General features: G+C 59.5%; 9 protein-coding genes. 6 read left to right on the forward strand and 3 right to left on the reverse strand.

Annotated features, from left to right (window positions below; genetic code table 11):
• Positions 1-13: 13 nt before the first annotated feature.
• From SOP85_RS11700 to ureC, 6 genes are all read left to right on the forward strand, one after another.
• Positions 14-853: an urease accessory protein UreD gene (locus SOP85_RS11700; RefSeq protein ID WP_323627024.1), complete on the forward strand. Its 840-nt coding sequence runs from the start codon at positions 14-16 to the stop codon at positions 851-853.
• A 137-nt stretch (positions 854-990) separates the two neighbouring features.
• Positions 991-1,293, forward strand: a complete 303-nt coding sequence (gene ureA, locus SOP85_RS11705) for an urease subunit gamma (protein WP_007907366.1) — start codon at positions 991-993, stop codon at positions 1,291-1,293.
• A 9-nt stretch (positions 1,294-1,302) separates the two neighbouring features.
• Entirely contained in the window at positions 1,303-1,836 is a 534-nt protein-coding gene (locus SOP85_RS11710) for a GNAT family N-acetyltransferase (protein WP_274077511.1), read from the forward strand.
• A 4-nt stretch (positions 1,837-1,840) separates the two neighbouring features.
• Entirely contained in the window at positions 1,841-2,374 is a 534-nt protein-coding gene (locus SOP85_RS11715; protein WP_274077512.1) for a GNAT family N-acetyltransferase, read from the forward strand.
• Positions 2,374-2,679: an urease subunit beta gene (locus SOP85_RS11720; protein WP_008146494.1), complete on the forward strand. Its 306-nt coding sequence runs from the start codon at positions 2,374-2,376 to the stop codon at positions 2,677-2,679. The genes SOP85_RS11715 and SOP85_RS11720 overlap by 1 nt, the downstream gene beginning before the upstream one ends.
• Before the next feature lie 164 nt (positions 2,680-2,843).
• Positions 2,844-4,544 (forward strand): urease subunit alpha, encoded by a 1,701-nt coding sequence (gene ureC / locus SOP85_RS11725; RefSeq protein WP_323627025.1) that lies wholly within the window; start codon positions 2,844-2,846, stop codon positions 4,542-4,544.
• Between the two features lie 81 nt (positions 4,545-4,625).
• Here the strand turns inward: ureC and SOP85_RS11730 are convergent, their stop codons facing one another.
• The 3 genes from SOP85_RS11730 to SOP85_RS11740 all read right to left on the reverse strand — a co-directional run bounded on the left by SOP85_RS11730 (position 4,626) and on the right by SOP85_RS11740 (position 15,961).
• Positions 4,626-4,862 (reverse strand): hypothetical protein, encoded by a 237-nt coding sequence (locus SOP85_RS11730; RefSeq protein WP_323627026.1) that lies wholly within the window; start codon positions 4,860-4,862, stop codon positions 4,626-4,628.
• On the reverse strand, positions 4,832-10,672 hold the full coding sequence (locus tag SOP85_RS11735) for a dermonecrotic toxin domain-containing protein (RefSeq protein ID WP_323627027.1): 5,841 nt from the start codon (positions 10,670-10,672) through the stop codon (positions 4,832-4,834). The genes SOP85_RS11730 and SOP85_RS11735 overlap by 31 nt, the downstream gene beginning before the upstream one ends.
• Positions 10,673-10,741: 69 nt before the next feature.
• Positions 10,742-15,961 carry an NEL-type E3 ubiquitin ligase domain-containing protein gene (locus tag SOP85_RS11740; protein WP_323627028.1) on the reverse strand — a complete coding sequence of 1,740 codons (5,220 nt, stop codon included), beginning with the start codon at positions 15,959-15,961 and terminating at the stop codon, positions 10,742-10,744.
• Positions 15,962-16,142: the final 181 nt, after the last annotated feature.

The following is a 16,142-nucleotide window of genomic DNA, read 5'->3' on the forward strand; positions in this document are numbered from 1 at the left end:
ATAATTAGAAGCCATGAATCTACCACTTCCCACTGCCCTGTTTACCCCGAGCTGGCATGCCGAACTGGAGCTGGGCTACGCCCGCTTCGGCGACAGCACGCGCCCGGTTCAGCGACGGCACAAAGGCCCGCTGCGGGTGCAGAAGCACTTGTATGCCGAAGGGCCCGAGGTGTGCCACCACATCATTGTGCATCCGCCAGGCGGAATTGCCGGTGGTGACCGGCTGGACATCAGCGCCAGCGTCGGCCGCGCGGCGTGGGCGCAAATCACCAGCCCCGGCGCGGCCAAGTGGTATCGCGCGACAGGGCCGGCTTATCAGAAACTCGACCTGAAAGTGGCCCACGGTGCGACGCTGGAATGGTTGCCGCAAGAGACGATCATCTTCAGCGATGCCCGGGCCGAGCTCAGCACCTCCATTGACCTGCAAGGTGATGCGCGGCTGTTCTATTGGGATGTAGTGGCGTTGGGGCGCCCGGCCAGCGGCGAGCGTTTCGATCTCGGGCATTTCCAGGCGCAACTGGACATCCGCCGCGACGGCCAGTTGCTCTGGCACGAACGCCAGCGCATTGTGGGCGGTGATGGTTTGCTCGATTCGCCGATCGGGCTGGATGGGCAACCGGTGTTTGCCACCCTGCTGGTGACCGGGGAAATCGATAGTGATTTGCTGGAGCGTTGCCGTTCTTTGACCAATGATGTGCGCGGGGATTTGACCCAGTTGCCGGGTTTGCTCGTAGCCCGTTGCCTGGCCAATGAAGCCCTGCTGGCACGAGGCTGGCTGATTGATCTGTGGCGGTTATTGCGCCCTGCACTGCTCGGCCGAGAAGCCATGCCACCCAGAATATGGAGCACCTGAACACCGCTCCCCCTGTAGGAGCTGGCTTGCCAGCGAAGGCGTACTCAATGACGCCAAAAAGCTTCGCTGGCAAGCCAGCTCCTACAGGTGATGTATTTACAGATCCGATTTTTTATCTGCCCAGATGGATTCCAACGATGGACCTGACCCCACGCGAAAAAGACAAGCTGCTGATCTTCACCGCCGGCCTCGTCGCCGAGCGGCGTTTGGCCCGCGGCGTGAAACTCAATTATCCGGAGGCCATGGCCTACATTTCCGCGGCGCTGCTCGAAGGCGCCCGTGACGGCCAGACCGTGGCCGAGCTGATGCACTTTGGCACCACCCTGCTCAGCCGCGAACAAGTGATGGAAGGCATCCCGGAAATGATCCCGGAGATCCAGGTGGAAGCCACCTTCCCCGACGGCACCAAACTGGTCACCGTCCACCAACCCATCGCCTGAGGACGCGCCATGACTTATCACATCCGCGATGCGGTGCATGCCGATCTGCCGGCGATCCGCGATATCTACAACGATGCAGTGCTCAATACCACGGCGATCTGGAACGAACAGGCCGTGGACCTCGGCAACCGCCAGGCCTGGTTCAGCGCCCGGCAATCCCAGGCTTATCCGATCCTGGTGATCGTCGACGGCGAGAACAGCGTGCTGGGCTACGCTTCGTTTGGTGACTGGCGGCCGTTCGATGGTTTCCGCCACACGGTCGAGCACTCTGTCTACGTGCGCAGCGACCAGCGCGGCAATGGCCTGGGCCCACAATTGATGGACGTGCTGATCGAGCGCGCCAGGCTTTGCGACAAACATGTGATGGTCGCCGCCATCGAAAGCGGCAACGCCGCTTCCATTCGCCTGCATGAACGCGTCGGGTTCAAAACCACAGGTCAAATGCCGCAGGTCGGTACCAAGTTCGGTCGCTGGCTGGACCTGACCTTCATGCAACTGATGCTCAATCCTGGCGCCGAACCGCCGCCCGCCAACAAGGAGTAACGCGATGAACGCCGCCCAATTGCGACGCGTCAACATTGAAAGCTTTGCGCACTATCGTCAGGGTTTGATCGATTTGCTGCTCGACGCCGTCGGCTATGGCGCCAGTGTCGGTTTCATGGCGAATCTGGACGCGACGCAAGCCCGCGCCTATTTCGATGAAGTCCAGGAGAACCTGAACAAGGGCAACGTCCTGCTGTGGGTGGTGGTCAAGGACGAGCAGGTGCAGGCCAGCGTACAGCTGACCCTGTGCCAGAAAGCCAATGGCCTCAACCGCGCCGAAGTGCAGAAACTGCTGGTGCGCGAGCACGCCAGGCGCCGTGGCCTGGGCCAGCAATTGATGAGTGCGCTGGAGCAGGCGGCCCTGCAGCACAAGCGCGGCATGCTCTACCTCGATACCGAGGCCGGCTCCCCTGCCGAGGATTTCTACAAGGCCCTGGGTTACACCCGCGCCGGCGAAATTCCCGACTACGCCTGCGATCCGAGCGGCCTCTACAAGCCAACCGCCCTCTACTACAAGATTCTCCAGGGAGCCCATTGATGATTCCCGGTGAATACCAGATCCAGCCCGGCGACATCGAACTCAACGTCGGCCGCCGCACGGTCAGTTTGAAGGTCGCCAACAGCGGCGACCGACCGATCCAGGTCGGCTCGCACTACCACTTCTTCGAAACCAACGACGCCCTGACCTTCGACCGCGCCGCCAGCCGCGGCATGCGCCTGAACATTCCCGCCGGCACCGCCGTGCGCTTCGAGCCGGGGCAAAGCCGCGAAGTCGAGCTGGTCGACCTGGCCGGGCATCGGCGGGTGTTCGGCTTTGCCGGGCGGATCATGGGCGACCTCTGAATTATGTAGTGCACGCACCGGCCCCTTCGCTGGCAAGCCAGCTCCTACAAGGGATCGCATTTCATCGGTATTTCCGGTTGGAATGCCAATTGTAGGAGCTGGCTTGCCAGCGATAGCGAGCAACGCGAGCGGTCTCGAAATCAATTGAATCCCAAGGCAAGCGCATGAAAATCTCCAGACAAGCCTACGCCGACATGTTCGGCCCCACCGTCGGTGACAAGGTCCGCCTGGCCGACACCGAACTGTGGATCGAAGTCGAAAAAGACTTCACCACCTACGGCGAAGAAGTGAAGTTCGGTGGCGGCAAGGTTATCCGTGACGGCCAGGGCCAAAGCCAGCTATTGGCCGCCGACGTGGTCGACACCCTGATCACCAACGCGCTGATCATCGACCACTGGGGCATCGTCAAGGCGGACGTCGGCCTCAAGGACGGGCGTATCGCCGCCATCGGCAAAGCCGGCAACCCGGACATCCAGCCCAACGTCGACATCGCCATCGGCGCCAGCACCGAAGTGATCGCCGGCGAAGGCATGATCCTCACCGCCGGCGGCATCGACACACACATCCACTTCATCTGCCCGCAGCAGATCGAAGAAGCGCTGATGAGCGGCGTCACCACCATGATCGGCGGCGGCACCGGGCCTGCCACCGGGACCAACGCCACCACCTGCACCTCGGGGCCGTGGCACCTGGCGCGCATGCTCCAGGCCGCCGACGCCTTCCCGATGAACATCGGCCTGACCGGCAAGGGCAACGCCAGCCTGCCCGAGCCGCTGATCGAACAGGTCAAGGCCGGCGCCATTGGCCTCAAGCTCCACGAAGACTGGGGCACCACCCCGGCCAGTATCGACAACTGCCTGAGCGTCGCCGATCAGTACGACGTGCAGGTGGCGATCCACACCGACACCCTCAACGAATCGGGCTTCGTCGAAACCACCCTCGGCGCCTTCAAGGGCCGTACCATCCACACCTACCACACCGAAGGTGCGGGCGGCGGCCACGCGCCGGACATCATCAAGGCCTGCGGTTTTGCCAACGTGCTGCCGAGTTCGACCAACCCGACCCGGCCGTTCACCCGCAACACCATCGACGAACACCTCGACATGCTGATGGTCTGCCACCACCTGGACCCGAGCATTGCCGAGGACGTGGCCTTCGCCGAAAGCCGCATCCGCCGCGAAACCATCGCCGCCGAAGACATCCTCCACGACCTCGGCGCGTTCTCGATGATCAGCTCCGACAGCCAGGCCATGGGCCGCGTCGGTGAAGTGATCACGCGCACCTGGCAAACCGCCGACAAGATGAAAAAGCAGCGCGGCCCGTTGCCCCAGGACGGTGAAGGCAACGACAACTTCCGCGCCAAACGTTACATCGCCAAGTACACGATCAACCCGGCGATCACCCATGGCATCAGCCATGAAGTGGGCTCGATCGAGGTGGGTAAATGGGCTGACCTGGTGCTCTGGCGCCCGGCGTTCTTCGGGGTCAAGCCAACGCTGATCCTCAAGGGCGGCGCCATCGCGGCCAGCCTGATGGGGGATGCCAACGCCTCGATTCCAACGCCGCAACCTGTGCACTACCGTCCGATGTTCGCCAGTTATGGCGGCTCGCTGCACGCCACCAGCCTGACCTTTATCAGCCAGGCGGCGCAGGAGGCCGGGCTTGCCGAAGCCCTGAGTTTGAAGAAGAAAATCGCCGTGGTCAAAGGTTGCCGCGAGGTGCAGAAGACCGACCTGATCCACAACGATTACCTGCCAGAGATCGAGGTCGATCCGCAGACTTATCAGGTCAAGGCGGACGGCATTTTGCTGTGGTGCGAACCGGCGGATGTGTTGCCGATGGCCCAGCGTTATTTCCTGTTCTGATCGGTTGAGCGGGCCAAGAAAAAGGCCTGGATGCTTGCGCAGATCCAGGCCTTTGTTCGTCGGTTGGCTACGGCTGCAACATCAGAGCGGGTGCCTCGTCAGCTCCTCGCGAGTGAGCTTCTCGATCAGCGCCGCCTCTTCGATCTGGAGCTGAGCGTCCAGTTCGTCGGATTGCGCCTTGTACTGCGCCTCTGACAATTCCCCAGCCTGCTGGCTTTCTCGCAAATTGGCCAGGCGATCCTGATAAGGTTCGCGCTGAGCTTCGAATGGCGGCCGGTATTTGTTCGTCACGAAGTCCTTCCAGAAGTCTTTTGCCACCAGCGACTGAAACTCTTCAGCAGAACCGTCCAGCGCCACGACCTTGGCGTATGCCTCATCCAGCATCCTGGCTGTGACGTTACCCATGTGGGTGAATCTGACCTGCCGTGCCCCGGCAAGGCGAGCCGATCCTTGAGGCCGTAACGGTAGGCCAGTTTGATCTCGACTTCTTCCAGACGACCGATTTGTGCTGTCCTTTCAGCCGCCGACAAATCCGGCGTGGCATTGATCGCCGCCGTTCGCCGGGTGATATCCGCCAGGGCGATTTTCTCGACCTCGTCGAGTCGGAACAAGCCTCGGGACAACTTCAACAAGGCAGCGCCCTGCTCCCCATCCAATGCCAGCGTCCGGGCCCGGTACACCATTGCCATGATTTCCAGATTACTGAACGACAACGCCGCACGATCGCAGCAGGCCGGTCGTCCAGCCCACTCGAACATCTGCGCGCGCAATGCCTCGGACCCGGGGTTGGCTTCGGTGATGCTGTCGATGACTTCCCACACACGACGCTGCAGGTCTACATGGCCAGCACCGGCATTTTCAAGGTTGTTCAGCACCTGGAAGAATCCGCGGGAGCCCTCCTGCGCAAGCAGTGACCGCCATTGGGTCTGCCTGGCCGGGAGCTGCTCAGCGGTCAGGTCTGTGATCCAGCGCTGCAGGGCTGCCGGGTCCTGGGCGTCAGATCCGACTTCCTCTCCTGGCGCCACAGGGGCTTGATACTCGAAGACGCCCGGTCGCCTGTCCCCCCACAAATCAGGTCGCTCGCCTTCGAGGCGAGCCCAGTAGTCGCGCAGTTGTTGCCGGGCCACCTCAGACAAAGGATTGCCACCAATCAGGGTGAGGTTGTTGAGTCGCGCCGCCTGATCAAGTTGCCCGGCAGACGGGGCGATAACCGACTCTGGAAATGCCGTGATCCGGTTGTCTCGCAAATCGATGGCATCCAGCATTGGCTGGGCACCCAGCCCGACTGGCCAGGTCTCAACATCGGTGGAACTCAACGAGAGCGTGCGCAAATCCGTCATCGAGCTGAAGTCAGGCATCATGCCCAAAGGGTTGCGCGACAGGTTCAACGCCCGGAGTGTGCTGCGCCTTGCCAGCAGTTGGGCGGTCTCGGGGGTCAGCCGAATGCGGTTGTCATGCAGAAACAAGCGAGTCAGCCCATGCATTTCATCCAGCGCCGCGGGTATTGCCGTCAGGCGGTTGTTCGACAGATCCAGCCAGCGCACACGTCGGAAATGCGCAAGGAATCCCTCTGGTGACACGCTCAGGCCCATGTTGTTGAGTTTGAGCGAACCCACATGGCTGAAATCAGCCTCAAGATCGGGAACGCTATCGAGTGTCTGGCGACTCAGATCAAGCTCAAAACCCATCGGTGTTCCGTCGTGAGCATTCCTTTGCGGGGCTTGCCGCCTCCAGCACCGGCGAATGCGCTCCGCAGCGATGTATCGATCTGCACGCTCGGACAGCCCCGCAGGAACCTCACCGGCCCGAATGTAACGGCGAAGTGCGCCGCCTCCCGAAAACGCCCAGGCCGACAACTGCCGATTCAAGGTCCCATACTCCCTCTCAAGACGGGCCAGTTCGAACTCTGCCTCGCGCCCATGAGTTTGCAGAAATTCGGCAATCTCGAACTCGTCGAAATCAGGGTACAGTTGACGAATTCTGGCGCTCATCGAGTCGAGCACCTGGAATGCGCCGGGAAGACTCCCTTCCAGTAGTTCAGGCCTCAGCGCTTGCAGCCGCTCTCGATAATCCTTGAGCTGCTCCCAGCCTTGACGAGTAAACGGGTTGCCCTCAAGCAGCGTGACACGATTGACCCTGGCGTTCGCTTCCAGCCGCTCCCCCACCATGGAGAGCATTGCCGGGGGCACTTCAGTCAGCTCGTTGTTTCGCAGGTCAAGCTTTTGCAGGTCGGGCAAATTTTTCGTTCCCTCAGGCCATAGGTCTATACCCGTGCCATTGAGGCTGACCTTCCTCAGCCGAGGCATCGTGCTCAAGTCCGGCGGGAGGCCCAACGGGTTTTTCAACAAATCGAGTTCTTCCAGAGCACTCAATTTTCCGAGCACCGCAGCATTGTGTCGATTGAGCCGAACCCGGCTGCCCCTGAGGCTCAGACGAGTCAGGCCTTTCATCTCACCGATCGCTTCGGGGAGTTCGCTGAGCAAGGACATTCTCTCCAGCTTCAGCGTCTTGAGCCCGGTGAACCCCTTGAGAAAGGCATTGAGGTTGCCAGCACCTGTACTCGTCAGCGCCAGCGTCTCGACATGAGGGAAACGGGAACTCAAGGACGGCAGCTCTATGGAAGAGTCGATGGTCAGCGTCGCACCGCTCTGCCGCCGCCAGCAGCGCTTGATATTGCTGGCGACCTGACGCTCTCGTCCGCCCGGGATTCGCCCTGCGACAGCAGGACTGCTTTGTGCCGCAACACGGGCTTGAACCCAGCTATTCAACTCTTGCTTGAGTGTCGCGTATTCGGCTTCACGTCGAGTCAGCCCGCCTCGAACGTCTTCGCCCAGTGACCGCAGGAAGGCTTCGACCTCGACCTCATTGAAATCGGGATACAGCTTGAGCACCCGCGCCCGCGGCGTTCGGAAAAAGCTGGCCACCTGTTGCCCGGAAGGCAGCGAGGGACCTACGCCACCGAGCAACTTCATGCCCGGTTCGACGCTCGGCTTGAACACTCGGTGCGACTGAAGAACCTCCCTGAACTGATCTCGCGGCAAGGGTGCCTGCTGCACGGCAAGCTTCAATCGATCAGCCTCTTCCAACTTGTAGCCCAATGCTTGCAGCTCTTGTGCCGTCAGGGCCTGCAAGACAGATGCATAAAGATCGGTAGAGGACGAATGGGCGAACCGGCTGTTTTCATCCACAACCAGTACCGCGCGTGTCGGTGTCTCTGGCGCACCAATCACGTCCAGCAATGTCCCTAGCGGCCCATACTCGCGCAGCTCGAAGCGTACATCCTTCGGCCAGCCAGATAACGTCTCAAGACTGCGCAGGGCCAGACGCTCACTGTCGACTCCGGATGAAGTCTCGAGGTAAAGGCCCTCATACGCATGGGCCAAACGCAGATCCAGGCGGGCCCATTCGGCTTGTTGATAAATGCTGCGAGGCAGAGGCCCGGATTTATCCAAAGCCAGCAGATCTTCCTCAGTCGCACCCTCCAATATCTGTTCCACGACGATCGCGGGCAACTGCGGGAAAAAAACTTTGATTCGTTCCACTGAGCTGTCGGCGCTGGCCTCCTGCTCCCGGTACAAGGACTCGAACAATGAGCGTTTTTTATTCTGTACCGTGCGAGCGATTTCCTTGCGCAGCTCAACGGCCCGCTGATCCAGCGTCAGATCCGATGCCCCCGGAACGCTTTCGATGTCGACCTTTTGCGCATTCAACATGTCCAGCAACGAGGTGAGTACGGTGCCCTTCGCCGCCGCCCGATCACTCACAACGAACGTTAGCCTGCGTGTCCCTTCGCTCTGCACTATCGGGTCTTGCCAGAGGATCTGTGACTGACTGTCCAGGACTTTGATCGGGGGTGTAGCGGGCAACAATTGCTGACTGCGCATGACCCTGAACTGCATGCTCAAATCAGCCTTGGCGTAGACCTGGGGGTCATCGCTGCCGATCTGTTTCCGGAAGGCTTCGAGGTCCCGGTCGATTCGAAAGCGCGTGAGGGTATCGGACAGCTGCGCAGTTGGCCGCCCTTGCTCGACATGCAGCTGACGCAGCTGATCGGGCTCCACGCCACTGGTGACCCGTACCTGTTCCAGTTGCGCATCTGTGAACGCCTGCGCACGATAGCCCAGGCGTCGCATCAGGATCGGCCCGTCCCAGCTCAAGGGTTCTTCGGCCTCGTGGGTCCAGGCGCCAGCACCGTTATGTTCAAGCCGTGGTGCATAGGCATCCGGGCGGCTCGGGTGCTGGATACGGTATTGCCCATCGCCCGCGTCCTGCCTGACGACAAAATGATCATCGCCCAGCGCCAGGATGTCCTGATTGTTGTGACGGTGCAGGCCCAGCTCGTTGGGCTTTGAATCCGCCGCCAGCTTGAGGGGCGCTTTGTAAAGCCCGAGGTCAGGCTTCCACAACCGTTGCTTGCCAGTCGGCAATGTAACGGGCTGCAAACCCTCGACCAAAGGGTCGGGCTTGACGGCTGCCAGCTTGCCGAGGCCTTTGCCCGCGCCATGCATCACGGCAATCAGCGCAAGGTTTTCTGCCACGTCGATCAGATGCGCCAGGGCGGCGCGATGATCACCCTCGCTCCATTCGATCAGCCCTTCAAACGTCTCGTTCATGAGCTGAGCGGTCATGACGCCCATCATGACTTCGCCCAGCACCGGAACGAACATCGATACACCGTTCAATAGCAGCATGCCGACCTCCAGCAATACCGCCATTTCCTGCGCCCGTACACTGGCATCCACATCCGCGGAGGGGACCGCGTAGTGACGGGCATCGGCCAGGATCTTGTCACGGCTCTTCTCAAAGAGCTCACCCCATAGGTCACCATTGGGGCCCCACAACCCTCGCTGGGAAAAACTCGAAGTACGCGTGTAGGGGTCTTCAATCGGTTCCTGTTTCGGCGTTTTTTCCGGTGGCAACTCCTTGGGTGCGTACAACACAGAAAACGGATTGATCGCATCAAACCCTTTCAGCCAGGGAGATCGCAGCGCGGCCTGCGGATCCGCCAGCGCGTCTTTGGCCTTATGGGTGAACTGACTGAAGTAATAAGGGCGATCGGCATAGGCCACGAACTGGCTGAAAAAGCGTTGGTATTCAGTCGAACCGTCGTCCCCGGAATTTGAAGCATCCCGGGCCGTGAACTGGCGCTTGAGCTCCGTATCCATCTCATGAGCCTTGTAGCGTTTGAGCGGATGCTCCGGATCATGGGGCACGTAAAGAATCATTTCATCGGAGTATTTGTATTTTTCGCTGATGAGAAAAAGGACACAGCCCGTCATCTTTTTCTTCATCAGCCCCAGGTCACGAAACCACACTGGTTTGCCGTCCACCTCGGGGCTCATCTCCCCGCTGATGACCGACAGGATCATTGCGTAATCCTTGGGCTCAATGTCGTTTTTCAGCAAGGCCAGCTCGGCAGCAGCCCTCATCGCATCTTTTTGGCTGGTCACAAACTGTTCACGCAGATGCGCCACTGCCAGCGGATTTGCCGGTTGCAAAAAGTCCGTCAGGTAAGCCTGATACTTCGCCCCGATATCCAGTTCCCGACACAGCGTCAGAAACTGCACCACCGTCAGGGCGGTGGTCACCTTGGCGAGTTCGCCTGGCGTCGACTCAGCAACAAAACCCGAGGAGGAATGAAAGTGACCGGCCGCACACTCATCCTCTTCGAAGTTGTGCATCGCCGCTTGCAGCAGCGGCAGAGTCAACACCTCGAACGTACCGGCCTCGTATCTGAAAACACCTAGCTCCAGGGGCTTTTTCAGTTGCACAAACGTCTTGCTGACGTCCAGTTCCACAGCGAGCCGGTCCTTGAGCGCATTGACCAACAAGGGTTCGGCGAAGGTGTTGATGTCTTGCATCCCCGACATAGTTTTATCAAGCAGGCTCTGGGACGCCATACTGGTCTCGAAACTCGCGCTCAGGGCCCGACGCTGCGCCTCGGATGCCGCCAGATACCATTGGGGAAACATGACCGGAGCGTTTTTTGCTACCTCTCGCCGCTCAGGCGAGGCGTTCACCAACCAGGCCGGGATGGTCTGGGTGATGAAATCGGCGTGGACACTTTGTTGATCACCAGTCGGTGACTGCACCGCCGTTTCCGGGGTGCTTTGGTGGTTGCTTCGCATGGTACATATCCTTATGTACGACTTGGTGGGCCGGCACGAAGGTCGTCAGTCTTCATGCCGGGACAACCTTCAGGGTTTCACGGTGAAAGGGATTTCGACCCGTTGCAGTTTTGCCCGGTCCATCGCCTGTTGGGTCAGGGTCTTGAGCAACGTCAGCCTCTGCGCATTGAGCAGGTTCATTTCCGTTTCATACTCCTCGGTGGTCATGACGCATCCGGGGGCGATCGCACTTTCCGGCTTGCCGAGTTCTGCCGCAAGCACCCTGATTTCCTCTTTCAACCGGGCTTTTTCCTGCACGGTAAGAGACTCGGTCGCCCGTTTCTCCAGCGCCATGTAAAACTCGGTCGTCGCATCGAGTCGACGCCGGATGACCTTGAATGCAGCGCGATTGGAACCCTGGATGTAAGAGGCCCAGAAGGGCTGTTCGACAATCGAATCGCGCAGCAGATCGCCCTCCTCCAGCGCCAGCACACGGGCGCAGGCATCATCGATCATCGCCTGGGTGACACCCGACAGGGCTCTGAATTGCAAGTCCCGCGACTGCCACGGCAAATCCAGTCGACTGGCGAGATCCGTCATGTACGCCAGGTGAGTCTCGACTTCATCGATGGACCCGGTGACCACTCCTTGCGCATCGAGCCGCATGAAGCTGTCACCGCTCTCCAGTCGCCGGGCAATTTCCTTATGGGCGATGCGGCTCAGCTCATCCAGACGGGATTTGCCCCTGGCCAGCGACACCAGTTCGGCTTCGACCAGGCTCGGATTGGCCAGCTCGTAGGCTTCGTGAATCAGCACTTCAAGGCCCATGGCATTGAACAGCGCCGCCCCGGCGTCGACACAGTTGATCGGCTCTCGCGCCATAGTGAAAATCTGCTTGCGCAGTTCGCTGTTCTTTTCCATGGCCTCCAGCATTCGCCAGAGCTTGGCCGTCAAATCCACCCTGAAGGCTCGGTCATTTTGAAAGTGGCTGGATTGGGTGAGCAGTCTGATGTGATCGAAAAACGGTACTGAACCGATCTCATCTTCCACCTCATTCCATATTGGCTGGCGGTCAACCCATTGCGCTCGCGTCATGCCTGCCTCCCAGTCGAGACTGTCGCGCACGCCACGGGACGGATAAGGCCGATCAGGGTCCAGGCCCACGGAGTGGGTGTAATCCCTGAGCTGATTCAGGTTTTCTGGCGATAGCCACTCCGGCTCTCGGTTCAACAACGTCCTCGCCAGCAACTCCGCCTCCCCGGAACCGGGTACCACCTCAGGCACAACGCTGATGACATTGCGCTGCAGGTTCACGAACAAATGCCGCAAACGCGGCAAGGAAAACAGGCCCGCGGGCCAGGTATTGATCCCGGTGTCCGCCAGGATCAACGTGTGCAGCAAAGGCATACGACCGATGTCCGGCACCCGGCCCAGAGGATTGCCCCGCAGGTCGATGGATTCGAGCCGGATGAGGTCGCGCAGCGCGTTCGCGGCCTCTACCGTCAATTCGATCCGGTTGTGGCCCAGGTACAGCGCGATCAGCGATTGCATGCGACCTACTGCAGTTGGCAGGCGGGTCAGGCCATTGTTGTTCATGTTCAGGGAACGCAGTCTTGGGAAATGCTCGATAAACCCGGCATGGGCATCGGTCAATCCGGTATCAGCCAAATTCAGCTGGGTGACATGCTCAAAACTGGCTTGCAGCCTGGGCATCGTTTCCAGATGCCGCCCCATGGGCATGTTGCTTAGATCAAGGATCCATCCACGCTGGTTTCCCATGGCGTCGAGCTCCACGGGGCAGTTGCGTTGCCAGCAACTTCTGATCGCCCTGTAGACACTATTGCGCGACTGCCATTGTGAAACGCCATCCGCGCTCAGGCTGAACGAGTCGAGGGGTGAATCCAGCCAGCGTCGAAAGCTGCTGTTGAGTTGATTGAACTCGGCTTCAAGAGCCCCCACTCGCTCCTCGGGTGTGCTGCCGCTGTCGCTGTGCTCCAGAAAGGTTTGAATGTCGGTTTCGCTCCAGCCGGGGCGAAGCGACTGGAGCCGTTCTTGCGCAGTCAGGTGGCCGCCGACTCGACGAAGTTGTTGGGAGAAGCCTTGCATACCCCCCCGCAACTTCATGGTATCGGGATCGTACTTCGGTTTTCGCAAAGGATTGTCCGCCAGGATCGACCTGAACCTGTCGTGGCTCAGTGGAGAACGCAGAACGGATTGCTTGAGGGTTTCCCATTGATTGATCTGATAGCCCAGCGCTTCGCGTTCGGCATCGGGCAAGGCATGCAGGGCAGCGGCAAAGAAGTCATCCGGGCCGTGAAGCTCATGATCGTCTGCATTGCGCGCCTCATACAGACCCTCTTCGTTCTTGACCAGCACCTTGCGGATGGGGGCGTCAGCCGCGCCGATACTGTCATCCAGCGCGCCTGTCGCGGTACCGTTGCGCACCTCGATACGCACGTCTGCAGACCAGCCCGGCAGCGACTCAAGCGTTCGCAGAACCAGGCGCTCAGTGTCCGGGTTTTGCAGTTCATCGTGGAAAAGCCCCTCATAAGCGCGGTTCAGCCGCACCTCCAGCAACGCCGCCCGAGCCTGATGTTTGAGATGCAACGGTACGCGCTTGCGCTCGGCCATCACCGCCAGTTCCTCTGGCGAGGCTTGCGCCAACAGCTCCCTGGCGACACTGGTCGGCAGTTGCGGGAATGCGTCCTGAAGCCAGGCCACGTTAGCGTCGGTCCCGACCTCTGCGTGCTTGTAGAATGACTCGAAGAGTCGCTTTTTCTGCTCCTCTGAATACATGGCCAGGCGTTCCTGCAAGGCATCGATTTGCACCTGCCTGTCTTCGCCGATATCCCGACCGAGTACCTGCTGGATCTCCTCTTCGCTGAAAGCGTCCAGCACGCGATCAGATAATTCGCCGGCCTTCAATTGCGCAAAAGTCAGCTTCACGCGGTGTGCAGGCACAGTTTTCTGGTTGCCGTGCACGATGGAATCGCCCCACAACTCCGGCCCGCGGAACAGCTCGATGGCTTTGTACTCGGGCCATCGCGGCAATTCTGTCATCAAGGGTGGCAGGTGATCCGCCCATTGCGGCGCGACCTGATTGAGCCGTATTTGATCCACCAGCGTGCGCACATCGGCATACGCCTTGAAGCGCTTGAGGGTGTCGGCCAACAACGCCGGTGGCGGCTGTGTCTCTACTTGCAGCTTGCGCAGCACATCTTCCTGGACACCGCTGGCGATACGGATCTGTTCCAGCGTCTGATCGGAAAATGCATCGACAGAAGGGCCCAGACGCCGCATCAGTTCGGTCTTGTCCCACTCGACCGGGCGATCGAGCTCGGTGTGCCAGGCACCGGCACCGTTATGTTCCACTCTTGGCTGATAGGCTGTCGGCCGGTTCGGGTGCCTGAGTCGCGGTTGACCGGTCTGCGGATCTTCCTTGACCTCAAGATGCCTGCCACCCAGTGCCAGGATGTCCTGGCCGTTGTGTCGATGCAGTCCTCGTTCGTTGGGTTTGGAGTCGTTGGGCAACGACACTTTGTGGTCGTAGGGACTCAGATCAGGGTTCCACAGACGGGTTTTGCCATCAGGCAGCTCGACCTTTTTCAGTTGGTCGATAAAAGGCGACACTTTGACCGCCACCGGCGTGCCGCCCGGTAGCACATGCCCGGCGCCCATGAGTGCCAGTTGAGCAAAATTGATCAGAACCGCGGTGAGATGAGACGCGGCCTCGTCCTTGTCGCCTTTGCTCCAGTCTTCGATTCCCTCCAGGGTCTCAAGCATCATTTGCCCAACCATTACCGCCAGCACGGCTTCGCCTAATCCCGGCACCAACATGGCGCCGAAGTTGAACAGGTTCCAACCGATGTCCAGGTAACTGGTCAGGCGTTTCCAGCGCGCGGTGGCGTCTTCATCGCCCGTGGGCACGGCGATCTGTCGCGCATCGGCAATCGCCTTGTCTCTGCGCCAGGCACAGAAATGCCCCCAGAAATCGCCTTCGATCAGGTTGGTGATGGGTTCGGCATCCGGGTTCTCGACGGCGGTCTCGCGCCACCACGGGCCCATGTCCAGCGGCTCGCGCTGTGTCCAGGTAAAGGTGCTGAAGCGCTCGTTGACCCGTGCAAAGAAGCGCCCTTTGTCCTTGTGCGGCACGAACCGACTGAAAAACTCCTGGTACTGCGCCGAGCGCAACTGGCTCGTCAGTTCCTTCATGAAGTCGGTGAAAGAGTCGTATTGCCTGAGCGGATGATCCGGGTCGCCGGGGATGTAGGCGATCAATGTCCCGTCCAGCCGACTTTGTTCATGGATATCGTTACGGCGAACCATTTCCTCGACCACCCCGGTCGGGCCATTGGCAAAAAAGGCCTGGAGTGTCTTGAACTGGTCAAATTCATACCCCGGCAAAATTTTCAGGCGACGAGACCAGTCGATCAGGTGTTGCAGCTGCTCCGGAACCAGCTCCTCGATAGCCTGTTTTATTAGCGTGGGATCGGCCAGCGCACTGAACAGCACAATGCCCGTCAGCCGCGCGCCCAACAATGAGAGCCGGTGACAGTGCAATGGCCGGCCCTGGTACAGGATGCTGTCCTGGTCATCCCGCAGCTCGATCAGTTTTCCGAAGGTATAGGAGTCGATATCGTTTTTTAATAGCGCAATGAGCATGGACTCACTGAAAGCAGCCCTTTCATGGGCCATGAACCGTTGTTCAAGTAGTTGTCGATCAGCAGTGACAGCTGGCTTGAGCAGAGACTTGATGTGTTGCTGATACTGCGCGCCGATATCGAGTTTGCGACACAACGCGGTGAACTTTTCGACACTGCATTCATGGCGCTGAAGTTCCCCCTCAGAGTCTTTGATGAAAATGCCTGAACCGTCGCGAAAGGCGCCTTCGAGGGTTTCAGACAACTCGAAGTTATGTAGGGCGGCTTCCAGCAACGACGATTGCCTGAGCCGGCTGGCCTGGGTGTCGATGCCAATGCCGAGCGGGGCGGGAACATAGAGGCGCAATGAAGTCGTGCTGACATCCAGTTCGAAGTTCAGCTCGTCGCTGAGGGCTTGGGTCAGTAAGGGCTTGGCAAACTCATTGATGTCGGTTTGCAGATTACCGACCGCATCAGAAACAACATCCTGTAAACGCCAGCGCTCCTGTATGAGTTGTTGCAAGTATTGACGATCAATCGCCGATGCCTTGATGTACCAGTCCGGGAAACCGGGCTTCAGTTGCGTTATCGACGCCAGCCTTGAAACCGGAGCATTTTTTATCAGGGCTGCCACTTTCTCAGCGAAATAATCCGAATGAAGTACAGTCATTTTCGCAAATCCTTATGCGATTAGTAGTGCCCCAGCTTATTCAACCGCCTCTAAAACAAAAGATTAAAATCCTGCTGGAACAACCCAGAAAAGACCCAGGACAAGATCGAATTCGAGAACCGGAAAAATAAATAGGTACCACCCTATCGCCCCCGGACCTGATCCATCCCTCAGCGGTAGT

Source organism: Pseudomonas sp. YuFO20, from assembly GCF_035064975.1.
In the GTDB taxonomy this organism is placed as follows: domain Bacteria; phylum Pseudomonadota; class Gammaproteobacteria; order Pseudomonadales; family Pseudomonadaceae; genus Aquipseudomonas; species Aquipseudomonas putida_AE.

Bases quoted from the DNA above. Each gene is read 5' to 3' on its own strand.
- SOP85_RS11700 (WP_323627024.1), top strand. From the start codon at position 14: ATGAATCTACCACTTCCCACTGCCCTGTTTACCCCGAGCTGGCATGCC.
- ureA (WP_007907366.1), top strand. From the start codon at position 991: ATGGACCTGACCCCACGCGAAAAAGACAAGCTGCTGATCTTCACCGCC.
- SOP85_RS11710 (WP_274077511.1), top strand. From the start codon at position 1,303: ATGACTTATCACATCCGCGATGCGGTGCATGCCGATCTGCCGGCGATC.
- SOP85_RS11715 (WP_274077512.1), top strand. From the start codon at position 1,841: ATGAACGCCGCCCAATTGCGACGCGTCAACATTGAAAGCTTTGCGCAC.
- SOP85_RS11720 (WP_008146494.1), top strand. From the start codon at position 2,374: ATGATTCCCGGTGAATACCAGATCCAGCCCGGCGACATCGAACTCAAC.
- ureC (WP_323627025.1), top strand. From the start codon at position 2,844: ATGAAAATCTCCAGACAAGCCTACGCCGACATGTTCGGCCCCACCGTC.
- SOP85_RS11735 (WP_323627027.1), bottom strand. From the start codon at position 10,672: ATGCGAAGCAACCACCAAAGCACCCCGGAAACGGCGGTGCAGTCACCG.
- SOP85_RS11740 (WP_323627028.1), bottom strand. From the start codon at position 15,961: ATGACTGTACTTCATTCGGATTATTTCGCTGAGAAAGTGGCAGCCCTG.